24 protein-coding genes and 1 tRNA gene are annotated in these 24145 nt (G+C 36.4%); 21 read left to right on the top strand and 4 right to left on the bottom strand.

Annotated elements, in window-relative coordinates; translation table 11 throughout:
- The first annotated feature begins 53 nt into the window (after positions 1–53).
- The 12 genes from rpoC to J4771_RS06825 all read left to right on the top strand — a co-directional run bounded on the left by rpoC (position 54) and on the right by J4771_RS06825 (position 11254).
- Positions 54–4319, top strand: a complete 4266-nt coding sequence (rpoC, locus tag J4771_RS06880; protein WP_224134251.1) for a DNA-directed RNA polymerase subunit beta' — start codon at positions 54–56, stop codon at positions 4317–4319.
- Positions 4320–4429: 110 nt separating this feature from the next.
- Positions 4430–4735, top strand: coding sequence for a DUF3467 domain-containing protein (locus J4771_RS06875; protein WP_224134250.1), 306 nt, complete (start codon positions 4430–4432; stop codon positions 4733–4735).
- 222 nt (positions 4736–4957) lie between these two features.
- Positions 4958–5359, top strand: a complete 402-nt coding sequence (locus J4771_RS06870; protein ID WP_224134249.1) for a thermonuclease family protein — start codon at positions 4958–4960, stop codon at positions 5357–5359.
- Between the two features lie 336 nt (positions 5360–5695).
- Positions 5696–6022 carry a helix-turn-helix domain-containing protein gene (locus J4771_RS06865; RefSeq protein WP_224134248.1) on the top strand — a complete coding sequence of 109 codons (327 nt, stop codon included), beginning with the start codon at positions 5696–5698 and terminating at the stop codon, positions 6020–6022.
- A gap of 3 nt (positions 6023–6025) precedes the next feature.
- On the top strand, positions 6026–7195 hold the full coding sequence (locus J4771_RS06860) for a DNA cytosine methyltransferase (protein ID WP_224134247.1): 1170 nt from the start codon (positions 6026–6028) through the stop codon (positions 7193–7195).
- Positions 7195–7965 carry a DUF3883 domain-containing protein gene (locus tag J4771_RS06855; protein WP_224134246.1) on the top strand — a complete coding sequence of 257 codons (771 nt, stop codon included), beginning with the start codon at positions 7195–7197 and terminating at the stop codon, positions 7963–7965. Before J4771_RS06860 ends, J4771_RS06855 begins: the two co-directional genes overlap by 1 nt.
- Positions 7966–7968: 3 nt before the next feature.
- Positions 7969–8238, top strand: coding sequence for a hypothetical protein (locus J4771_RS06850; RefSeq protein WP_224134245.1), 270 nt, complete (start codon positions 7969–7971; stop codon positions 8236–8238).
- Entirely contained in the window at positions 8238–9098 is an 861-nt protein-coding gene (gene dinD, locus J4771_RS06845) for a DNA damage-inducible protein D (protein ID WP_224134244.1), read from the top strand. Before J4771_RS06850 ends, dinD begins: the two co-directional genes overlap by 1 nt.
- Positions 9099–9434 (top strand): hypothetical protein, encoded by a 336-nt coding sequence (locus J4771_RS06840; protein WP_224134243.1) that lies wholly within the window; start codon positions 9099–9101, stop codon positions 9432–9434. It begins immediately after the preceding gene.
- Positions 9435–9806, top strand: coding sequence for a hypothetical protein (locus tag J4771_RS06835; protein ID WP_224134242.1), 372 nt, complete (start codon positions 9435–9437; stop codon positions 9804–9806).
- Positions 9807–9817: 11 nt separating this feature from the next.
- Entirely contained in the window at positions 9818–10039 is a 222-nt protein-coding gene (locus J4771_RS06830; protein ID WP_224134241.1) for a hypothetical protein, read from the top strand.
- 159 nt (positions 10040–10198) lie between these two features.
- The gene (locus tag J4771_RS06825; protein WP_224134240.1) at positions 10199–11254 is read left to right on the top strand and encodes a DUF3644 domain-containing protein; all 1056 of its coding nucleotides are present in this window, start codon (positions 10199–10201) and stop codon (positions 11252–11254) included.
- 265 nt (positions 11255–11519) lie between these two features.
- On the opposite strand, the gene J4771_RS06820 is transcribed toward J4771_RS06825, so the two are convergent.
- The 3 genes from J4771_RS06820 to ribB all read right to left on the bottom strand — a co-directional run bounded on the left by J4771_RS06820 (position 11520) and on the right by ribB (position 14946).
- Positions 11520–12284, bottom strand: a complete 765-nt coding sequence (locus J4771_RS06820; RefSeq protein WP_224134239.1) for a TIGR03915 family putative DNA repair protein — start codon at positions 12282–12284, stop codon at positions 11520–11522.
- 4 nt (positions 12285–12288) lie between these two features.
- The gene (locus J4771_RS06815; RefSeq protein ID WP_224134238.1) at positions 12289–13545 is read right to left on the bottom strand and encodes a putative DNA modification/repair radical SAM protein; all 1257 of its coding nucleotides are present in this window, start codon (positions 13543–13545) and stop codon (positions 12289–12291) included.
- Between the two features lie 279 nt (positions 13546–13824).
- Positions 13825–14946 carry a 3,4-dihydroxy-2-butanone-4-phosphate synthase gene (ribB, locus tag J4771_RS06810; protein WP_224134237.1) on the bottom strand — a complete coding sequence of 374 codons (1122 nt, stop codon included), beginning with the start codon at positions 14944–14946 and terminating at the stop codon, positions 13825–13827.
- Positions 14947–15171: 225 nt separating this feature from the next.
- Here ribB and J4771_RS06805 point away from each other — a divergent pair, with 225 nt between their 5' ends.
- Entirely contained in the window at positions 15172–15351 is a 180-nt protein-coding gene (locus J4771_RS06805) for a type II toxin-antitoxin system HicA family toxin (RefSeq protein ID WP_224134236.1), read from the top strand.
- A 10-nt stretch (positions 15352–15361) separates the two neighbouring features.
- Entirely contained in the window at positions 15362–15754 is a 393-nt protein-coding gene (locus tag J4771_RS06800) for a type II toxin-antitoxin system HicB family antitoxin (RefSeq protein WP_224134235.1), read from the top strand.
- Positions 15755–15774: 20 nt separating this feature from the next.
- Here J4771_RS06800 and J4771_RS06795 read toward each other — a convergent pair whose 3' ends face one another.
- Complete coding sequence (locus tag J4771_RS06795) at positions 15775–16773, bottom strand: LLM class flavin-dependent oxidoreductase (protein ID WP_224134234.1); 999 nt, start codon at positions 16771–16773, stop codon at positions 15775–15777.
- Between the two features lie 68 nt (positions 16774–16841).
- Between J4771_RS06795 and J4771_RS06790 the strand changes: the two genes are divergently transcribed.
- The 7 genes from J4771_RS06790 to J4771_RS06760 all read left to right on the top strand — a co-directional run bounded on the left by J4771_RS06790 (position 16842) and on the right by J4771_RS06760 (position 24135).
- Positions 16842–18218, top strand: coding sequence for a DUF4403 family protein (locus tag J4771_RS06790; RefSeq protein ID WP_224134233.1), 1377 nt, complete (start codon positions 16842–16844; stop codon positions 18216–18218).
- Between the two features lie 59 nt (positions 18219–18277).
- A tRNA-Cys gene (locus J4771_RS06785) sits at positions 18278–18348 on the top strand.
- Between the two features lie 149 nt (positions 18349–18497).
- Positions 18498–19058, top strand: a complete 561-nt coding sequence (locus tag J4771_RS06780) for a YMGG-like glycine zipper-containing protein (RefSeq protein WP_224134232.1) — start codon at positions 18498–18500, stop codon at positions 19056–19058.
- A 61-nt stretch (positions 19059–19119) separates the two neighbouring features.
- Positions 19120–20652 (top strand): T9SS type A sorting domain-containing protein, encoded by a 1533-nt coding sequence (locus J4771_RS06775; protein ID WP_224134231.1) that lies wholly within the window; start codon positions 19120–19122, stop codon positions 20650–20652.
- Positions 20653–22293: an LIC_10190 family membrane protein gene (locus J4771_RS06770; protein ID WP_224134230.1), complete on the top strand. Its 1641-nt coding sequence runs from the start codon at positions 20653–20655 to the stop codon at positions 22291–22293.
- Between the two features lie 87 nt (positions 22294–22380).
- Complete coding sequence (gene aroC / locus J4771_RS06765) at positions 22381–23442, top strand: chorismate synthase (protein ID WP_224134229.1); 1062 nt, start codon at positions 22381–22383, stop codon at positions 23440–23442.
- 120 nt (positions 23443–23562) lie between these two features.
- Complete coding sequence (locus J4771_RS06760; protein ID WP_224134228.1) at positions 23563–24135, top strand: thioredoxin family protein; 573 nt, start codon at positions 23563–23565, stop codon at positions 24133–24135.
- The last annotated feature ends 10 nt before the right edge of the window (positions 24136–24145 follow it).

Here is a 24145-nt window from a genome sequence, read left to right as displayed (position 1 = left end):
TAATTTCTTAATCACTTAATCTCATAATCTCTTAATTAATTTTTAAAAAAGTTATGTCAAATAAAAATAAAACAAGTAATTTCAACAGAATTACGATCGGTCTTGCTTCTCCCGAATCTATTTTACAGGATTCAAGAGGTGAAGTCTTAAAACCGGAAACCATTAACTACAGAACGCACAAACCTGAACGTGACGGTCTTTTCTGCGAAAAAATCTTCGGGCCTGTAAAGGATTACGAATGTGCTTGTGGAAAATACAAAAGAATCCGTTACAAAGGAATCGTGTGCGACAGATGTGGGGTAGAAGTTACCGAAAAGAAAGTGCGTCGTGAAAGAATCGGGCACATCAATTTGGTCGTTCCTGTAGCACACATTTGGTATTTCCGTTCATTGCCGAACAAAATCGGTTACCTTCTTGGATTGCCGTCCAAAAAGTTGGACATGATTATCTATTACGAAAGATATGTCGTGATTCAACCGGGAATTGCAAAGAAAGCAGATGGTTCCGATTTCGAGGACAAAGAATTTTTAACAGAGGAAGAATATTTGGATATCCTAGATACGCTTCCTGCTGAAAACCAATATCTTGATGATTCCGACCCGAATAAATTTGTTGCCAAAATGGGAGCAGAAGCGGTGGAAGAATTATTGAGAAGAATCGATTTGGATGCGTTGTCTTTCGACCTTCGTCACAAAGCTCACAACGAATCTTCAAAACAAAGAAGAACAGAAGCTTTAAAGCGTCTTAACGTTGTAGAAGCTTTAAGAGGAGCAAACACAAGAATGATCAACCGTCCTGAATGGATGATTATGAGAGTTCTTCCCGTAATTCCACCTGAACTAAGACCTTTGGTTCCATTGGATGGTGGTCGTTTCGCGACTTCGGATTTGAATGACCTTTACAGAAGAGTTATCATCAGAAACAACCGTTTGAAGAGACTTTTGGAAATTAAAGCTCCTGAAGTGATCTTAAGAAACGAAAAGAGAATGTTGCAGGAATCTGTAGATTCATTATTCGATAACACAAGAAAATCTTCTGCAGTAAAATCTGAATCAAACAGACCATTGAAATCACTTTCTGATTCATTGAAAGGAAAACAAGGTCGTTTCCGTCAGAACTTATTAGGAAAAAGGGTAGATTATTCTGCACGTTCGGTAATTGTTGTTGGTCCAAACCTTCAACTTCACGAATGTGGTATTCCTAAAGATATGGCGGCAGAACTGTACAAACCGTTCATCATCAGAAAATTAATCGAAAGAGGAATTGTAAAAACCGTAAAATCAGCAAAACGTATCATCGACAGAAAAGAACCTGTTGTTTACGATATTTTGGAAAACGTGATGAAAGGTCACCCAGTACTTTTGAATAGGGCACCTACGCTTCACAGACTTGGTATTCAAGCATTCCAACCAAAAATGATTGAAGGGAAAGCGATTCAACTTCACCCATTGGTAACTACAGCATTCAACGCGGATTTCGATGGTGACCAAATGGCGGTTCACTTACCTTTAGGACCGGAAGCAATTTTGGAAGCGCAGTTGCTAATGTTGGGTTCTCAAAATATTTTGAACCCTGCAAACGGTTCTCCAATCACGGTTCCTTCTCAGGACATGGTTCTTGGTCTTTATTTCATGACTAAAGAAGCACATTCAACAGAAGATTACAAAGTAAAAGGTGAATGTTTGGCGTTCTATTCCCCTGAAGAAGTGGAAATCGCTTATGCTGAAGGACAAGTTTCTTTAAATGCAAAAGTAAGATGCAGATTGCCAATCAAAGAAAACGGTGCTTTGGTAACGAAACTCACGGAAACTACTGTTGGTAGAATTTTGTTCAACCAAATCGTTCCTAAAGAAGTGGGATACGTCAATGAACTTTTGACTAAAAAATCTTTGAGAAACGTTATCGGTAGAATTTTGGCGGATACAGATTTCCCAACTACCGTGAAGTTCTTGGATGATATGAAAAACCTTGGATATTCAAACGCGTTCAAAGGTGGACTTTCTTTCTCATTGGGAGACATCGTGATTCCTGCAGAAAAGAAAACCATGATTGCAACAGCAGTAGAAAATGTGGATGAAATCAAGGCAAACTATAACATGGGTCTTATCACAGACACAGAACGTTACAACCAGGTAATCGACGTTTGGACGAATACCAACGCAGGATTAACCGAGATGATTATGAGCAGAATGAAAACCGACCAAGGTGGATTCAACTCTGTTTATATGATGCTTGATTCCGGAGCGAGGGGTTCAAAAGAACAGATTCGTCAGTTATCCGGAATGAGAGGTTTGATGGCAAAACCACAAAAAGCAGGTTCTACCGGAGCAGAAATTATCGAAAACCCGATTGTGGCTAACTTTAAGGAAGGTCTATCAATTTTGGAATACTTTATTTCTACCCACGGTGCTCGTAAAGGTCTTGCAGATACCGCTTTGAAAACGGCGGATGCAGGTTACTTGACAAGAAGACTTGTTGACGTGGCTCAAGACGTGATCATCACCGAAGACGACTGTGGAACTTTAAGAGGTACCGAAGTTGCTCCATTGAAGAAAAACGACGAAATCGTTGAAAGACTTTCTGAGAGAATTTTGGGTAGAGTTTCTCTTCACGATGTTTACGATCCTGAAACCGATGAGGTGATTGTTACTGCTGATTCCATCATTGATGAAGCATTGGCAAAACAAATCGAAAATGCCGGAATTGAAGTGGTAGAAGTTCGTTCACCGTTAACCTGTGAAGCGAAAAAAGGAATCTGTGCAAAATGTTACGGACGTAACTTGGCAACCGGAAAACCAATTCACATGGGAGAAGCTGTAGGAGTTATCGCAGCACAATCCATTGGTGAACCGGGAACACAGTTGACGTTGAGAACTTTCCACCAAGGAGGTACTGCAGGAAACATTTCAGAAAATCCATCCATCGTTGCAAGACGTGACGGTATCGTGGAAATGGATGAGGTGAGAACTGTAACTTCAGAAAACGACGAAGGTAAAAAAGCTGAAATCGTGGTTTCCCGTTCTACGGAATTCCGTTTGGTTGCAGACAATGCAGCAAGAACTCCACTAATGGTCGGAAACTTACCTTATGGTTCCGAGATTTTCGTGAAGCCGGGTGATAAAGTTGCCAAAGGTGAAATGATCGCGAAATGGGATCCTTACAACGCGGTAATCATCGCTGAAACTTCCGGAAAAGTGGAGTATGAAGACATCATTCAAGGGGTTTCGTTCCAGTTGGAGATCGACGAACAAACCGGTTTCGAGGAAAAAGTAATTTCGGAATCCAGAAACAAAAAAGCGGTTCCTACCTTGAAAGTGGTAGATTCCAAAGGTGTGGAACAGAAAGCGTACAACCTTCCTGTTGGAGCTCACTTAATGGTCAACGACGGTGAAAAAATTAAGGCAGGTAAAATCTTAATTAAAATTCCTCGTAAATCTGCAAAAGCAGGGGATATTACCGGTGGTCTTCCAAGAGTTACCGAATTGTTCGAAGCAAGAAATCCATCGAATCCGGCTGTAGTAACCGAAATCGACGGGGTAGTTTCTTACGGAAAAATCAAGAGAGGTAACCGCGAATTAATCGTGGAAGCAAAAACAGGAGAAATCTCTAAATATTTGGTAAAACTTTCCAACCAAATCTTAGTACAGGAAAACGACTTTGTGAGAGCAGGTTCGCCACTTTCCGACGGTTCCATCACTCCCGATGACATCCTTAAAATCAAAGGACCAACCGCAGTTCAGGAATATTTAGTAAATGAAATTCAGGAAGTTTACCGTCTTCAAGGGGTAAAAATCGACGACAAGCATTTCGAAATCATCGTTCGTCAAATGATGACCAAAGTAGAAATCGTGGACGGAGGTGACACCCAATTCTTGGAAGGCGCTCTTGAACACAAATACGATTTCTTGGAAGAAAATAACCGAGTTTTCGGATTGAAAGTAGTAACAGAAGCCGGAGATTCCAAAGAATTCAAACCGGGACAAATGATTACGGCAAGAGAATTAAGAGATGAAAACTCTAAACTGAAACGTGAAGATTTAGCATTGGTAGAAGTTCGTGAAGCGCTTCCTGCAACGGCAACTCCGGTTCTTCAGGGAATTACCAGAGCAGCGTTGCAAACCAAATCCTTCATGTCTGCAGCATCGTTCCAAGAGACTACAAAAGTTCTTAACGAAGCGGCGGTTTCAGGAAAAGTTGATTATCTTAGCGGTCTAAAAGAAAACGTAATTGTAGGACACAGAATTCCTGCAGGAACAGGGCTTAAAGAATATCAAAACGTAATCGTGGGTTCTAAAAAAGAATTCGAAGACATCAATTAAAAAATTTGAAATAGTTTGAAATTGGTTTGAAAGTTTGATATTGTTCAGGCTTTCGAACCAAATCAAACCAAATCAAACAATATCAAATAACATAAAACAAAAGAAACAAAATGGACAACAATCAAAATCAAGATCCAAACAACATCAACATCGAATTGAACGAAATGGTAGCTGCAGGAGTTTATGCAAACTTGGCTTTAGTGAACCACTCTCCATCTGAATTTGTAGTGGATTTCATCCAGTTAATGCCGGGAGTTCAGCAAGCGAAAGTAAGATCAAGAGTAATCTTGGCTCCACTTCATGCAAAAAGAGTTCTTTCTGCATTGCAACAAAACATCGCAAACTACGAACAGCAATTTGGAGAAATCAAAGAAGTTGAACCTTTCGTATTAGGACAAAACAACGTTCAGGCGTAATTTTTCCTGAAAGTTAAATATAGAAATCCCGACTGTGAAGTTGGGATTTTTTCATTTATATTTGAATTTTTCTACTAATGATGAAAATTTTAATTTATAAACGAGTTTTTCAATTTTCCTAAATAAATAATGAATAAAATATTTTTCCTATTCCTGTTATTCTCAAGTAATTCATTAATTCCCGGAACTTTCCACCTCCAAAAAAACCAAGTCGTTCTAAAAATGAAAATCATCGGTGTGAAAGATGGCGACACCGTGGAAGGACTGTATTACCAGTTCCCGATCAATATTCGGCTTGAACACATCGACGCGCCTGAAAAAAGACAACCTTTCGGAACGAAATCAAAAGAAAAACTTTCGGATTTGTGTTTTGGGAAAAATGTCACCATAATCAGCAACGGCAGAAATGGGAATTACGATTCCAGAGGCAGACTGATTTCTGAAATTATTTTGGAAGACGGAACTAATGTCAACAAAGAAATGGTGAAATCAGGTTTAGCATGGTATTACAAAAAATATTCTTCCAATTTAGAATATGCAAGATTAGAGGAATTGGCGATGAAAAACAAAGTCGGTTTATGGAGCGACCCAAATGCAGTTTCACCGTGGAGTTTTAGAAAGTGATGCGAGTTGCGAGTTACGGGATTAGAGATACGAGTTTTTTAATTATATAATTATTAAGAGTTTCGTTGCTAAGTGTAACGCCTTTGAGTACTTAACAGTTTCAAGAAAAGCAGCATTATTATCAAAGCAACTTTGCGTCTATTGCGTTTGTTATTCCTCACTCTAAAACCCACCGCACATTCAAGCACATTTGGTTTTCCAACCGCACAAACCCACCGCTAAAAACCAAAAGAGCTTGAATTTTCCCAACGCTCAAAAAAATCCGACAAAAAAATTGTAGAACTAAAATATTTAGCTAACTTTGTCAATGATTGACAAGTTAAAATTTACAAGCAAATGAAAGCAACGTTTGGAGAATATATAAGACAATTAAGGACAGACAAAGGTTTTACTTTGACTGAACTTGCCGCACTTCTCAAACTTGACTCTGCAAATTTGAGTAAAATTGAAAATAACAAACGAGAATTTGACGAAAAGCGATTAGATAAATTGGCAACCGCTTTTGACCTTGATTTTGAAAAACTGAAAACCGAATATTTTGGTGACCAATTCGCTAAAAAAATGTACGCTTACAATTGTTCGACTGAAACTCTAATTGTAGCCGAAGAAAAAGTTAATTATTTGAAAAGCAAGAACGTAAAACAAACCGAAATAAAATTCTAAACTATGAACAAACCATTGACATATATAAGTTTATTTAGCAGTGCGGGAGTTGGTTGTTTTGGTTTCAAACAAAACGGTTTTGAGTGCATTGCAACAAACGAAATCTTGACAAAACGCTTGAAAATTCAAGTGTTTAACAATAAATGTAAATACGATACAGGTTATTTGGACGGAGACATTTCAACAAAAGAAATCAAAAACAAGCTTTTTGAAGAAATCAAAAAATGGCAAGCTGAATACAAAATTTACGAACCTGATGTAATTATAGCTACTCCACCTTGTCAAGGAATGTCAGTTGCCAACCACAAGAAAAACGAAGAATTGACAAGAAATTCTTTGGTTGTGGAATCCATAAAAATCACGAAAGAAGTCAATCCGAAATTCTTTATTTTTGAAAATGTAAGAGCATTTTTAAATACAACTTGCACCGACATTGACGGAATGGAAAAAACAATTGAAGAAGCTATAAAATTAAATTTAGGAGGACATTACAATATACTTTTTAAGGTTGTAAATTTCAAAGATTATGGTTCCAATTCGAGCAGAACAAGAACGCTTGTAATTGGCGTTAGAAAAGATTTACAAAACATTAGTCCGTTCGATATTTTTCCCGAAAAACAAAAGCCAAAAACATTAAGAAAACTTTTTAAAGGATTGGAAGAACTCAATGAAATGGGACAAATATCTCAAAGCGATATTTTCCATTCGTTTAGAGAATACAATCCCAAAATGTTACCTTGGATTGAGAATTTGAAAGAAGGAGAATCCGCATTTCAAAACACTGAAAAAGAACGTATTCCGCACCAAATTAAAGACGGAAAAATTGTTTTTAACGAAAGTAAAAACGGAGACAAATATGCTCGTTGGTATTGGGATAGAGAAGGTCCTTGCGTACATACAAGAAACGACATTTTATCAAGTCAAAATACTGTTCATCCATCAGAAAACAGAGTTTTCAGCATTAGGGAACTAATGCTGACGATGAGTATTCCCGATACTTTTCAATGGTCAAATACATCAACTGAAAAGTTGAATAATTTGAGCATTCTCGAAAAGAAAATGTTTTTGAAATTGGGCGTTCCCTACGGTCGGGCTTTCCGTTCCAATCTTTCGCTCGTTCCTCTCAAAAGGATTTCCACTGCAATCCCTAACGCATTAAAACAAGTCACTTAATGGAAAATGAATTGAACGAAAGTGAAAGACAATCAGAAATAATGAATTTGATTGGTTACGGATTAGCAAAATTCGATTTGGCTTTTGCGAAAGAATTTGGATGCAATACAAAAACAGCGTTCAATAAATTTGTTGTAGAATTAGGCTTGGCAAAAACAGAAAAAGCAGTTTCAAATCGACAAGATAGTTTCGACCCATATTTTGAAAATGGTAGAAAAGGTTGGTGGCAAAGAAATCAAAGAGAACACGTTAAGTTATTTATTGATAGTCTTTTCGGAAATGAAGATGTAACATCATTTGCAAACATTGTAAAATTATTCATCAAGGAGTACGACAAAAAATTGATACTTCCGACAAAAGAAGTTCAGCCGATTGTAAAATCAAAATTCAAACAATTACAAGAAACGGGAAACGAAGCGGAATTTTTCTTTATGAGCAATTACAAGGCTGTTCCTGTTTTTGAAAGTGGCTTGTTACAAGATGCAAGATTATGGGGCGATGGTTATGATTTCCAAATTCAATTACAGGAAAAATTTGTTTTAGCAGAAATAAAAGGTGTAAGAAATAAAAAAGGTTCAATCAGAATTACACAAAATGAATTTGTCAAAGCCGAAGAATATAAAGATGATTATTTTCTTGTAGTAGTTAGCAATTTATCAAAAACACCGCAATTAAATGTTATTGAAAATCCTTTGAAAAATTTAAAATTCAACCGAAAAGAGTTGAGTTCTATACAAGTTAATTATCATACAGAACACTTAAATTGGTAAAATATGGAAACAAAAATAATGTATGCAGTTGAGCATTATTATACAGATGACCGTTCAACTTATGAAATTTTTGAAACTTTAAGTGAAGCCGAAAATTTTTGTTTAGATAAGAATAATTGGGACAAAAATCATTTTCCATTATTCATTTTCAAAGCCGATTTTAATTCAGAATTGATATATCAAGAAGAAAACGGGAATTGGAACTATGATGATTTTTACGATACAATTTTGAAATATCATTCTTTCAGAAAAACATTAAATACAATCAACTGATGAAAAAGGAATTTATATCCGAACTTTTTAAGAAGTTTGAAGATGCTTGTTACGATTATGAGGACGTAGAATGTTGGAGTGCAAGAGAATTACAAAACATTCTTGGATATTCTCAATGGAGGAATTTTAAAAATGTTATTGAGAAAGCTGAAAAATCTTGTGAACAGGCAGGAGAAGATACTAAAAACCATTTTGCTGAATTCAGCAAAATGGTCGAAATCGGTAGCGGAGCCCAAAAACCAATTGAAGATATTGCTTTGACAAGATACGCTTGTTATTTGATTGCACAAAATGGTGATTCAACTACAAAATCAGAAATTGCTTTTGCTCAAACCTATTTTGCAGTTCAAACTCGGAAACAAGAAATTATAGAAAAAAGATTATTAGATGTAGCAAGAGTTACGGCTCGTGAAAAACTATCTCAATCCGAAAAGAAATTATCAGGAATTATTTTTGAACGAGGAGTTGATAATAAAAGCTTTGCAATTATTCGTTCAAAAGGAGACCAAGCGTTATTTGGAGGAAGAACCACAAACGATATGAAACGTATCTTGCAAGTTCCTGCAAATCGACCATTAGCCGATTTTCTTCCAACTCTAACAATTAAAGCAAAAGATTTTGCAACAGAATTGACAAGCCATAATGTTGTAGATAAAAATTTAAAAGGCGACAATCAAATTACTAAAGAACATATCGAAAATAATTTGGCAGTAAGAAAAATGTTACACGATAGAGGTGTAAAACCAGAACAACTTCCACCAGCAGAAGATGTCAAAAAAGTAGAAAGAAGATTAGAAAGTGAAGAAAAGAAAATCTTGAAAGAGGTAAAGAAAATTCAAGAAAAGAACAACAAAATATAAGTGAAATATATTTTTGAAGATTTGCAAAAGCGTTTTATCAAATTCATTATCGGAAATACAGCAATCAAAGGAGATGTTGAAGTAAGGCGTATTTATCCGAAGTTACTGAATATTTATGCTTGTGAAAACAATTTACCTGTTTCGGTAAAAGGTCGAATGTCTGATAATGAATTTTATTACACGGACTTAATGTATAACCGCAAAAATTGGCGTGATGTGTCAAAAGACAAAACCATTTCACGACAAGAAGCAAATACCGAAAGTGAACAAAATGTATTAACTGATACAGCATTTAACGTTTATTTGGTTCAAAAAGCAATGAACCAAATCAAGTAAATGTATTCTGAAAGTGAAGTTAGAGACCAATGGGCAAATGGCGATGCAACGCAAATACATCACATTTTTCCAAAAAGTAAGTTTCCACAACTCGCTCACTATTTGGAAAACTTAATCAAACTGACAGCAACGCAATATTATACAAAGGCACACCCAAGTAACAAAACAGATGCGATAAATCCCGATTATCAACTTGTTTGCTTACTTGCAAAATCGGACAGCATTGAAAAATCGTTAAAGAAAAACGAGTTGTATTACCGAAAAGAATCGTTCATTTATTGCATAAACACAGGATTGAGCCAAGAACTGAATTTTGATTTGAGTTTCAGACAAATCAAAACGGAATTGGCAACAATTTATAATGACCTTTAAAACCAAAAAATATGACACAACTAATTTTCGGGACAAAACAGCAAATTCAATTTGCATCGAACAGCGATTTTTTTGAAGCACTTGGCTTTCTCTCAAAAAATGACGGAACAACTTCTATTCATTGGGAACATAACGAAAATCAAGGTGCTTGGGGAAGTGAAGGAAGAATACATTGTTATCAAAACGTTGCAAACTTTCCTGCATATCCAGCAATGCTTTTTCGGCAGGAGTAAATAATATTATTCACAGGATTAACTGTAACGAATACATAGAATATCTTGCAACAAATCATGCTGTTCAACTTGGACACAACCAAGACGTAAATGCAATTACAGCAACAATTGCAGCACAACATTTAGCAGACTTTAATCGTGGTTTAAATTTGTAGGATTATGCCAAGGGGATTACCAAAATCTGTAAAAAAATGTTTAGAAAAATCCGTTGACTCAGCATTATTGGCGGTTGAAACGTACAATAAACCTGCCGTAAAATTTAAGTCGGGGGGTTATATTGTTCTAATGGTAATTTCTTGGACTTCTTTATTTCACGCTATATTCTTTAAACAAAAAAAGAAACCTTTTTACAAAACCAACAATAGATTTGACAAGAAAGATGGAGATTATTGTTATTGGGAATTGAGCACTTGCTTAAAGGAATATTTTAAAACTGACACAAATAATCCTATAAGAAAAAACCTTGAATTTTTTATTCCGCTTCGTAATATGATTGAGCATAAATCTATCCCCGAAATAGATTCTGATATTTTTGCAGAATGTCAATCATTACTATTGAATTACGATAAGATAATGGAAAAAGAGTTTGGAAAAGAATATTGTTTACGAGAATGTTTATCGTTCGCTTTACAATTGTACCCCTCCTCCAAAAGTTTGAATAATGCTGTTGTTGCCAATCCTACAACAAAACCTATTGTAGATTTCATTAAATCATATAGAAGTGCCATAACGGCAGACGTATTAGATAGTGGAGAATATTCATTTAAAGCGTTCTTAATTCAAGTCGCAAATCATCAGTCAAAAAACACATTACCAATTCAATTTGTAGCTTATGATAAACTTGATGAAAATCAAAAAACTAATGTTAATAGAGTTGCCGCACTCGTTAAAAACAAATTCATTCAAGTAGCAGTAACAAATAAGGATTTATTAAAACCAGGAATTGTTGTTGAAAAAGTTCAGTCTGCATTAGGTAGTCCCAAAATCCATAAAAATGGAAAAGAAAAAGATAAGTTCAATATGGACACGCATACGAGATGTTGGAAAAAATATGAAGTAAGACCTATCAATAATGCTCAACAACCTGAAATCACAAAAGCAGAACATTGTGTTTATGACCAACCTAACGAAACATATCTTTATACAGAAGATTGGGTAGATTTTCTTGTTGAAGAACTATCAAAAGACGGAATTTATGAAAGTCTATATGAGTAACCCAACGCAATTGGTAGCACATTTGCATTTTTCCAAACGCACAAATCCAAACAAAATTGCAAAAGAGCTACCAAGCCAACTCACCAACAAACGGACTGCCAAATAGGACGAAAACAGGAGGGCGAAGGCATAACAAGGGTTTGGAGTAATTGCGGGCGAAGTGTTTCGTATGAACATTTTTGCTAAATTTGAACGTTCTTGCTTCGTATCAACTGTAGTGCTTTAAAACCGCCACTACGCCAAGCCCTAAACCGATTAAAAACCATCAATTTTTTTCAGTCAAATATTTCCAATACCTTTTCGGGAGCCACTGAATGTGCAGTTTTATATTTTTACGCTCCACAATATTAGTTTTGAAAAAATATCGTTGCCATAATTTTTGGTATTTCTTTTCCTCGTCGTGATGTAAGTTTTTCGGATTTCTTAATTGCAAAATTTGATGTTCTTCGGGATAGAAAAAATCAGCGTTTTCTAAATCATAGAAAATTCCATAATTTCTTTTCAAGTCAAAAATCATCCATTTTTGGTCCTGATAACGGTTTTTGAAATGATTCAGAATCAAGGGCAAAACATTAAAATCAGGTTCGATTTTCGAGAAATAAACATCATCCTGTAGTTTTTCAAAACGAACAAAAGCCGTCATTCGATGTCGTTCACGACCGACGCTTTTGCAGATTTTAGAGATTTCTATGATATCGGGATGGGCAAAATCCTGTAAAATATTTTCTTTTGGATTTTTTATTGAATATCGAACCGCACTCAAAATCAAGCGTTCCAGATCCTTTCTTTCAGAAAGATAAACCCACAACAAATTTCTGATACCCTCTTTGCCTAAATTTTCCTCCAATTTTTTCAGAACGCGGTCTGCTTTTTCCTTTTGGGAAATGACTTCATGAATTTCCGCAAAAAAATCTTTCTGCTGATAATTTGCAGAACTGATGATTTCGGCATCGTCAAATTTATATTCAAAAACTTCGAAAATAGAAGTGAGCAATCCTTCAAAACTGCCGTCGTAAAGTAAGATGGTCATTTTTTTAGAATAAACTCAACTGTTGAGAAAAAGGATTTTGAAACTTTGATTTCATTCCGGAAAGTAAAATTTTACGCAAATTTTGTTCATCAAGTAATCGGTTGAAAATATTTTCACTTTCAAATTCCACGAAGTATTTGGCTCGGTTTACGGCAACTCCCATTTTTTGCAGATGTTCCAAATTTAATTTTTGAAATCTTCGTGCCATCAAAATTTTTCCTGTTGATTTTGTTCCGATTCCAGGAACTCTTAGAATCAATTCTTTGGGAGCAGTGTTAATGTTTACAGGAAATTTTTCGCGGTTTCTTAAAGCCCACGCTAATTTCGGGTCCACTTCTAAATCAAGGAAAGGATTGGTGTTTTCTAAAATTTCATCCGCTCTAAATCCGTAAAAGCGCATCAACCAATCCGCTTGATAAAGTCTATTTTCCCGCTGCATCGGAACTTGGGAATGTATCGAAGGAAGTCGGCTGTCTTCCAAAACAGGGACATAACCGGAATAATAAACCCGTTTCAAATTAAAATTTTGGTAGAAATGATTCGCAACTTTAATAATTTTTAAGTCAGTCTCATTCGTTGCGCCCACAATCATTTGCGTGGACTGTCCTGCAGGTGCGAACTTCGGGACTTTTTTGAAAATTTTTCGTTCGTCTTTATAGAGAATCAATTCGTTTTTCACAAAATCCATCGGCTTCATCATTTCCGCGTGAGATTTGTCGGGAGCCAAAAGTTTCAAGCCTTTTTCGGTCGGAATTTCAATGTTGATGGAAAGTCGGTCTGCATAAAGTCCGGCTTCTTTCATCAGTTCGTCACTTGCTCCGGGAATTGATTTTAAATGGATGTAACCGTTAAAACGATGTTCTGTTCGCAATTTTTTGGCGACCCGAACCAACCGTTCCATCGTCGTATCTGCATCTTTGAAAATCCCGGAACTTAAAAATAAACCTTCGATGTAATTTCTGCGGTAAAAATTGATCGTCAAATCCACCACTTCTTCCACGGTAAAAGCAGCTCGTTTGATGTCGTTTGACTTTCGGGAAACACAATATGCGCAATCAAAAATACAGTGATTGGTAAGGAGAATTTTCAACAACGAAACGCATCTTCCATCTTCGGTATAAGAATGGCAAATTCCCGAAGCGTGACTGTTTCCCAATCCGCCATTATTTTTTCGGTTTCCGCCACTTGAAGAGCAGGAAACATCGTACTTCGCAGCATCTGCAAGTATTTCTAATTTTTCCTGAATACGGGCAAAATCCATTTTATTATGTTAAGTTGATTAAACAAATTTAGTATAATTATTTTAAAAATAGATCAAAAATTCTACCGCAAAAGTCGCAAAAGAAATGTGTAAATGAGAATAGTTTTAAAATTATTGATTCTCAGTTTTGTTTACTTTAATTCTTTATTTTTCAGCATTGAAAACCATAAAATTTTTATGACTTTTGTGGTTTTAAGACATTACTAAATTTCTTTTGAATAATTTCGACAAAAAATCCCAACCGAAATTGGGATCTATTTTATTGAATCTTAATGATGATCAAAGTTCCACCATTTCCGTCACTTCCACGTCATAACCGCTTACTACAGGTTTCTGGTTGACATTTTGTGTAATCACGCGGAATTTATTGATGCCTAAATTTTTCAAAATCTGCGTCCCAATTCCATAATCTCTAAAATTAGAAGCGAGCGTAGGACGCTGTTCCTGTCCATCCTGAAAATCCAAAAACTGCTGCAATTTGCGCATCGTGTTTTCAGAATTCGAAACATTGTTAATGAAAATCAAAGCTCCTTTTCCTTCGTCATTAATCATTTTGGTCACTTTTTCAAGCAAAGGTTTTTCACCGGTAATCAATCTGCTCAAAGCATCAAAATAAGAATTGGAAGACTGCACGCGAACCAAAACCGGTTCATCATCCTTCCAAGAACCTTTGGTTAAAGCAAAATGGATTTGTTCTGTACTTGTTTCCTTAAAGGCAAAAAAATCAAAATCACCGTAAAAAGTTTTCACTTTTCTTTCTTCAATTCTTTCAATCAGGTTGCCCTTTCTCAGCTGATACTCGATTAAATCTTCAATGGAAACAATTTTCAAATCATGCTTTTTGGCAAGTTCCACCAATTGCGGCAATCTTGCCATGGAACCGTCTTCGTTCATGATTTCACAAATCACGCCGCCTTCTTTCAGTCCTGCAAGTTTGGTCAAATCAATCGCGGCTTCGGTGTGGCCCGCTCTTTTCAAAACACCGCCTTTCTTCGCACGCAACGGAAAAATATGACCGGGACGCATAAAATCGGTTGGTTTGGTTTTTTCATCCATCAACGCCAAAATCGTTTTGCTTCGGTCACTTGCAGAAATTCCTGTAGAAACGCCGTCTCCCAACAAATCCACAGAAACCGTAAAAGCCGTTTCTTTCGGGTCGCTGCTTCTCGTCACCATAATATCGAGCCCCAATTCATCGCAGCGTTTTTCGGGAAGCGGCGTACAAATCAAACCTCTTCCGTGAATGGTCATAAAGTTGATGATTTCGGGGGTGGTTAATTCCGCGGCTGAAAGAAAATCCCCTTCATTTTCACGGTCTTCGTCATCAACAACAATGATGATTTTGCCGTTTTTCAGGTCTTCAATAGCTTCAGGAATCGTATTTAATAGGATGTCGGACATTTTTACTTTTAGATTTTTGCAAAGATACTTAGAATTGGGGCGAACTGCAATTTTTATTTGGGCGTCTTTTTCCGCGCTCCACTCCCGCTTTTTTGTTACACTCCGTTCCACAAAAAGAGCTCCGTTCAGCTCGGGACGCGGGAAACTATATCTTCAGAATATAGTTTGGATTAAAAAATTTGCACATACGTATATAAATATATACCTTTGAATAAACAATAATGCATGAAATCAAATGAATTTTTAAGAGAAATCAAGCGAAAAGGTTGGATTCTGGTTCGGCAAGGAAAAGGAAGTCATGAAATTTATGAAAAAGATGGTGTGCAATTTTCAGTTCCGAATCACGGCTCAAAAGAAATGGGTAAAGGAATAGAAAATAAGTTGAGAAAAGAAATGAAACTCTAAAAATTTAAAAATGAAAACAATTAAAATAATAATCGAAAAAAGTAACGACGGATTTTTCTGGGCATATGCAGAAAATGTGGAAGGATTAACTGGCGGTGGCGAAACCGTTCAAGATGCAAAACAGGATATTTTGGATGGGATTGAAACCATGAAAAGTTTTGATAAAAAACCAAAAATTTTAGATGGAGATTATGAACTCGTGTATAAATTTGACACGCAAAGTCTTTTGAAATATTATAAGGGAATCCTTTCTAATCCTGCATTGGAAAAGATTACGGGAATTAATCAAAAACTAATTCACCAATATTCTACAGGTCTTAAAAAACCACGACCTGCACAAAGAAAAAAGATTGAAAACGGGATTCATGAATTCGCGAAGGAATTGTTGGCGATTGAACTTTAGAAGGAAATCATTTCACTAAATTATTGCAAACAGTCAGTCACCTTTTTAATAATCTCATAAGATTTCAATCTCGCTTCATGCTCATAAATGTGGGAAGTAATCATGATTTCATCCACATTGAAAGTCTCCTGAAAATGCTGAATTTGGTTCCGAACAGTTTCTGCACTTCCAACAAAACTGTAACGCAGTTTTTGTAAAACGCCTGCTTTTTCCATCGGATTCCAAATTTCATCCATGTCATCGATTGGCGGTGAAAAAGGTTTTCGGTCGTTTCTAATAATATTCACAAAAGCTTGATAGAGTGTAGTCGCTAATTTTTTGGCTTCATCATCCGTTCCCGCTGCAATTCCATTGACACAGGCAATGATATAAGGTTCAGGAAATTTTTCGCTCGGTTTGTAATTGTCTCGGTAAATTTCAAACGCAAAACTCATCATTTCGGGTGCAAAATGTCCCGCAAAAGCATACGGCAAACCAAATTCTGCAGCCAACCAAGCGCTGTCTGTACTCGAACCTAAAACATAAATCGGGATATCGCAACCTTCACCTGGAATCGCGCGAACTAAACTTTCAGAATTTTCTTCAGAAAAATATTGCTGCAATTCCTGAATCTGTCTCGGAAATTGCTCATTGATAATCATCGGATTTCTGCCCAAAGCTTTTGCAGTTAAGCCATCAGTTCCGGGAGCTCTTCCAACGCCCAAATCGATTCTTCCCGGAAAAAGATTTTCTAGTGTTCCAAACTGTTCGGCAATAACGAGTGAACTGTGATTCGGCAACATAATTCCACCCGAACCAACGCGGATTTTTTCTGTTCCGTTGGCGATAAATCCAATTAATACTGAAGTTGCAGAACTTGCAATCGACGCCATGTTGTGATGTTCAGCGAGCCAAAATCTTTTGTAGTTGAGTTTTTCAACAAATCTCGCCAAATCGAGACTGTCATTAAATGTATCGTGAATTGTCTTATTCTGTTTTACGGGCGCTAAATCAAGGACGGATATTTCGAAAGGTTTCATTGAAAGAAAATATTTTAAAGGTGATAATAAAATTTTGATGAAATTTGCGTTTCATTCAAAATGTAAAAATGCGAAAATTTTTAATAATGTTTTTGTTGGTTTTTGGTGCGAAAGTATTTTCACAACAAAATGTACAAGTCGTTTCAGCAACAGATTTAAATTTCCCGAAGATAAAATCTTCCATTACGATGCCTGTGAAAATTCCTCTTTCGGAGATTGCCAATATCATTAATAATTCCGTTCCGCAATTGGTTTTTCAGGACGATTCGTACACCGATAATGACAATGACCAATTCAAAGTAAAAGTCTGGAAAACCCGACCAATCCGTTTAGTTGGCGGAACAAATCAAAATTTACTCATTGAAGTTCCCTTAAAAATTTGGGCAGAAAAAGGAATCGGAACGTTCGGAGTTTACACTTACCAAAACACGACTTTTGAAACGGTGATGTATTTCAATTCTCAACTCACTTTTAATAATAATTGGACGATGAATACCAAAACACAACCGATGGGTTTTAAATGGGTGACAAAACCTGTACTTGATTATGGTAAAATTAAAGTTCCCATTACTAATTTGGTAGAATCAAGTCTGAAAAAACAGCAAGCCGATTTTTGTAAAACTATTGATGAGATGATGTTGAAGCAACTCAACTTTCAGCAATATGCTATTATGGCGTGGAATCAGTTTTCGCAACCTTTTAACATTTCGGAAGAGTACAACACTTGGCTGAAAATCACACCGATTGCTGTAAATATCTCACCATTAGTTTTCTACGGAAATCAAATTGAAGCCAATATCGGAATCGATACCTTTTCTGAAACGTTTACGGGACAAAAACCTGCAGCTTCGCCTTCAATTAAAACAATTGCAAATTTTAATTCTGTTCAAGCTTTGCCACAGAAATTTCTACTTCAAACTACGGCGAATATTCCGTTCACCGAAGCAACTGCAATCGCTGAAAAAATGTTTTTGAATAAGGAATTTGACTTTAGAGAAGGAAAATCCAAAATCAAAATCACAAAAATTAAAGTATATGGCGAAAATCAACGAATCATGATTGAAGCACAAACGGAAGGAACTGTTGACGGAACTTCTTTCATTTCGGGAATTCCGATTTATGATGAGCTGAAAAGAAAAATTGTTTTAAGTGATACCAAATTCAAACTGAAAACTAAAAATATTTTGCAGAAAACCGCAACATTACTTTTTCAAGGAAAAATCGTGAAAATGATTGAGGAGGAATATGGAATTCCAACCGCGGAATTAGAAAGTTCATCCAAGAAAAGCATTGAAGAAACCTTCAACAAAGAATATTTCAAAGGCTTGAAAATGCAGGGGAAAGTTTTCAAACTGAAACCTTCACAAGTTATTTTAAACCAAAATGGAATTACAGCAGTGATTGATACCGACGCACAACTGAAACTTTTAGTCCAGGGAATGTAATTTATACCGCAACAAATTTTTCAGTTTTTAGAAAAATTCCTATATTTGCAAACCCAAATGGTTCTTTGGCCGAGTGGTTAGGCAGTGGTCTGCAACACCATCTACAGCGGTTCGAATCCGCTAGGAACCTCTTAAAGCAAATTGTTAAATATCAGCAGTTTGCTTTTTTGTTTTAAGAAATTTTAAAGAGTTTAACGTTTCTTTAACACTCAATTGGTTTCGTTTTTGGCATACACTCCGTGACTATGATCAAAGATATATCATCTAAAATTTAAAATTATGAAAAATATATTGTTAGCAGGTGTAATGTCGGTATTTATGTTGACTGCCTGTAAAAAGGACAACACGGTAGCTGAAAAATCATTAGAACAGCAAAAAGTAGAATTTCAGCAAAGACAGCTTGAAATTGAACAACAAAAGTTGGCGATTGAAAAAGAAAGAATGGCTTACGAAACACAGAAAAAAGCCGATAGTATTGTTGAAGCCAACAAAGCGAAAGCAGCTGCAGCAACAGCAGTCGCTGCTAAACCTAAAGTGGTTACTAAAACGAGAACGGTTTATGTAAATAATACACCAAGAACATCTTCAAGTTCAGGGACTTATGCCGGAACACAGGGAACTTCTTCAGGAACAACTCAAGGTACCACCCAAAAACAAGGGATGAGTAAAGCAGCTAAAGGAACCATTATTGGTACAGTAGGTGGTGCAGCAGCAGGAGCGATTATCAACAAAAATAACCGTGGAGCAGGTGCCGTAATTGGAGGTATTGTAGGTGGTGCAACAGGATATGCAATTGGTAGAGCGCAGGATAGAAAAGATGGTAGAGTGCAACCGAGATAATTTTTAAACCAAATTACAATTTATATATTGAAAGATTGCTTAATTTTAAGCAATCTTTTTTATGCTTATGAAACTCAATTATTTTCTCGCAACTTTTGCCACAATGCTTTTTAGTGCCCAGCAAAATGTTGTTATTCACAGTGGTACACCCACTGAGCCAACGATTGCTGTTCATCCTAACAATCCCAACATCGTTGTTGCTGCCGCAAATATTAATAACTATTATTATTCAACCAATGGTGGTTTAAACTGGACGCGCAAAACTCTAAGTTCAACATTTGGAGTTTGGGGAGATCCGGTGATGGTTTTCGACAATACCGGAAATTTGTTTTTTGGGCATTTGTCCAACCCAAGTTCTGGGAGTTGGCTCGATAGAATCGTCGTGCAAAAATCAGCCGATGGGGGAGTATCTTATAATAACGGAAGTTTTGCAGGATTGAATGGAAAGCAACACGATAAACAGTGGCTTGCTGTAGACAGTAACAACAATCTGTACATGACCTGGACTCAGTTTGATTCTTACGGAAGCACCAATCCAAACGACAAAACCGCGATCTTATTTTCAAAATCTGTAGACGGAGGAAATTCGTGGAGCAATGCCCTCAAAATAAATCAAATTGATGGTGATTGTGTGGATGAAGATAATACGGTTGAAGGTGCAGTCCCAGCAATTGGTCCTAATAATGAAATTTACGTTTCTTGGGCAGGACCGGCTGGTCTTGTTTTTGACCGCTCGTTCGATGGCGGAAATACTTGGCTCACCAATGACATCAAAATTGCAGATATTCCAGGAGGTTGGGATTTTATGATTCCCGGGCTTGATCGAAGTAACGGACTTCCCATTACTGCATGCGACATTAGCAACGGTCCAAATCGCGGAACGATTTATGTGAACTGGTCTGATCAAAGAAACGGAACAGATAATACCGACGTTTTTTTAAGCAAGTCTACCGATGGCGGAAATACATGGACAAGTCCCGTAAAAGTTAATAACGACAATTCCGGAAAACACCAGTTTCTTACCTGGATGACCATCGATCACACCAATGGAAACCTTTATTTCGTATTTTACGACAGAAGAAGTTACACCGACAGCAGAACTGATGTTTATATTGCCAAATCAACCGATGGTGGACAATCTTTTGTGAATATGAAGGTGAACCAAACAACCTTCACCCCGAATGCGGGAATATTTTTTGGAGATTATACCAATATCGCGGTGAGAAACGGCGTCGTTCGTCCAATTTGGGGAGATCAGGTAGGTGGAGCAAGTAGAATCGTTACAGCAAATATCAACGATAATGAGATTTTGCAAACCAGTGAAGATTCTAGTGATCACAACATTTCTTTTTATCCAAATCCTGTTGTAAACGAAGCATACATTTCCTATAAACTTCATTCCCTATCGCAAGTTGAAATCAACATCTACGATATGAGTGGCAAAATGGTTCATCAGATTTTAAAAGAAAAACAGACTTATGGAAAATACATCCAAAAAATTGAAGTCGACCTTCTGAAACTGAAGAAAGGTAATTATGTGTGCGAACTAAAGGTGGATGGAACCACAAAGAAATCCGTGAAGTTTATTAAATAAGTGCTTTACATTTTATTTACAGTTATTTTCCTGCTTCCGGTTCTTTTGGGATTCGGAAGCATCTTTATGAAGCTAAGCGGAATTTACAAATCGAATATTTCTCTGAAAATATTAACAGGAATCATTTCGATTACCACTATTTTCACCATAACTGCATTTTTCTTTCCGCTGAATGTTCTGGTTGAAGCTCTAATTTTATTCATTGGTTTGGCGGCTTTCTTTTATTTTAAAGAATATAAATCGGTCTGGAATTTCTTTTCGGAACATCAATGGGAGTTTTGCGTTCTGGCTTTCATTACGGTTTTTTTCGGTTCCTATTATCCATTTATTTTAGACCATTTTGGTTATTATGTTCCAACCGTGAAATGGATCTCGGAAGTGGGATTGGTAAAAGGAATTTCAAATTTGGATTTGGTTTTGGGGCAAATGTCGATGTGGCATATTTTTCAGGCAGGATTATCTAATTTCTCTGATCCTTTCCTAAGGTTAAATACGATGGTTCTGATAACTTACCTGATTTATATATTTGAAAAAAAATCGTGGATAAATTTAATTTTCCTTCCAGTTTTGTATTTATTTACACAATCTCCAAGTCCAGATTTACCGGTTATTGCTTTTTCATTGATGGTTTTAAATGAAGTTTGGCGCGCCAACACAAATTCGGTTTTGCTTTTTTTGATATCCATTTTCATTTTCTGCATCAAACCAACTTTGATTTGGGTGCCACTCTTCGTATTTCTATATTCATTGCTGATCCTAAAAAAATCTGTGAAATTTGTACTTCCAGGGATTTGCATTCTTTTGTTATTCTTCATCAAGAATATTTGGGTTTTTGGTTATCCGGTTTTTCCGATGCAATTTTTAGATTTAGGGTGGTCCTGGAAACCCAATGCCCAACTTTTAAAAAATTCTGCAGAAATGGCAATCCAGAAAACTTATGACATGCAGTTCACCTACTCGAAGATTGACCAGTTTTCGCGGTGGGATTATATTAAAAATTGGTTTTTATTGGAAGGGATTAAAGGTAAAATCAACACATTATTTATCATCAGTTTAATTGTTTTTTTTGTTTTTGCCTTGAAGAAAAATTCAACATTAGTTTGGATTTTATTGGTGTCGGTTGTAACTAAAAGTGTTTTAGTTCTTTTGTTTTCTGCGCAGTACAGGTTTTTCATTGATGTGTTCTTCGTCATATTTTTTGTTTTTTTTGTCAACCGGTTTTCCAGGAAGTTTTCAATGACTGCTTTCTTTGTCATGTCGTCTGTTTTGGCACTTTTTCTTTCTTACCCTAATCTTTTCAAAAATCATCTGCCAAGTTTTCGGGTGGGATCATTAATGGGGAGTTTCAAAGCGGAACAGTTTATTCTACCCTCGACATACGATTGGAATCATTATCGAAGTTATCAAATCGGAAATCTTGATTTTAAGGTCGTGGATGGATATATTTTAAGTTTTGACATTCCTATTCCTGCCGTTTCACCTGATTACCTGAAAGAATATCACGATGCCGGAATTTTTCCACAATTGAAAGGAAAAACTTTGAAAGAAGGTTTTATCTGGAAGAATTTAACACCAAAAGAAAAAATGCAACTTCAGGAAGTTTTGGAGAATTACATCTTAAGTTTAGATGCTAAAAGGTAGTACATTAAAGATTTTTCATGCTTTTACCTGCAATTAAGTTCGCACCTCGTATCACGAAATCTCGCACGTTTTCATTAACTTTGTCACATGTTCAGTTTAGGAAATTTTCTCTCGCTTTCCACTTTTGGTGAAAGTCATGGAATCGCTTATGGCGGAATTTTAACCCATTTTCCAGCAGGTTTGGAAGTGGATTTGGAAGCAGTTCAGCATCAACTCGACCGCAGAAAACCTGGGCAAAGTTCCATCGTGACGCAACGCAAAGAAAGTGACACCGTGAAATTTCTTTCCGGAATTTTTGAGGGAAAAACCACTGGAACTCCAATCGGTTTCATCATCGAAAATGAAAATCAAAAATCGAAAGATTACGACCATATTGCAAAAGCATATCGACCAAGTCACGCAGATTTTACATACGACCAAAAATTCGGAATCCGTGATTATCGCGGCGGCGGGAAATCTTCTGCACGCGAAACCGTAAATTGGGTGGTTGCAGGAAGTTTGGCAAAGCAAATTCTCCCAAAAGACGTTGAAATCAGTGCTTACGTTTCTTCTGTTGGCGAAATTTTCTGTGAAAAACCTTATCAGGATTTAGATTTTTCTGAAATTGATTCCAATGAAGTTCGTTGTCCGGATTCGGAAACCGCCCAAAAAATGATTTCAAAAATTAAGGAAATTAAAAAAGAGGGAAATACAATCGGCGGAACAATAACCTGCGTCATCAAAAATCTTCCGGCTGGAATTGGCGAACCCGTTTTCGGAAAATTGCAGGCAGAATTGGCAAAAGCAATGATGAACATCAACGCAGCAAAAGGTTTCGAATACGGAAGCGGATTTTGTGGCGCAAAAATGACTGGAAAAGAACACAACGATTTATTCAACGAAGATTTCTCCACAAAAACCAATCTTTCAGGAGGAATTCAAGGCGGAATTTCGAATGGGATGGATATTTATTTTCGTGTCGCTTTCAAACCGGTTGCCACGATTTTGAGACCGCAAGAAAGTGTGGACAAAGACAGAAATCCCGTGATTGTGGAAGGAAAAGGTCGCCACGATCCGTGTGTTTTACCGAGAGCAGTTCCTGTTGTGGAAAATTTGGCTGCTTTTGTTTTGGCGGATTTGTTTTTGATTAATAAAATTCGCAAAGTGTGATACCCTTAAAGGAAATGATTTGGAAAATTACATTTCAAGAGTGATGGTTATCACAAATTAATCGTTTTTTAATCACGAAATTTGCAGAATAAATTAAATAATTTCAAACAAAATCAAATCATGTCAAACCTACAGAACTACTGGCAAAAAGCAATCAGTTTCGACGAATACCTAAAAATTTCCGAAGAAAGAGCAAATGATAATCCCGACAAAAACGACGAACATCAGGAATATTACGAACTCGGACTTCAAAGAATGAACCGAATTTTAAAAACTTTTAAAGTTGACGATTCACAACTTGAAACTTTAAAATCAAAAAATTTTAACGGCAAAATTCTCATGATTTCTGAACCTTGGTGCGGCGATGCAAGTGCGACTGTTCCTGCAGTTTCCAAGTTTTTCGAGGCAGCGGGAAATGAAGTGAAAATTTTTCTGCGTGATTCCGACCTTTCCCTAATCGACCAATTTTTAACCAACGGAACACAATCAATTCCCATTGTTATTATTTTGGACCAAAACTTCAACGTCATCAATCATTGGGGACCAAGACCAAAACACGGAATGGAACTTCTGAGAAAATTCAAGGAAAATCCCGAAGCTTATCCAAGAGAAGAATTCTACAACGATTTACAAGTTTATTATGCGAAAAACCGCGGTAAAGATGCCGTTCAAGAAATCCTCGAACTCATTTAAAAATGTGTTA

It is taken from the genome of Candidatus Kaistella beijingensis (assembly GCF_020084865.1).
Lineage (GTDB): Bacteria > Bacteroidota > Bacteroidia > Flavobacteriales > Weeksellaceae > Kaistella > Kaistella beijingensis.
The sequence above is the reverse complement of the archived record's forward strand: the minus strand, read 5'-3'. Positions and strand labels throughout refer to the sequence as shown.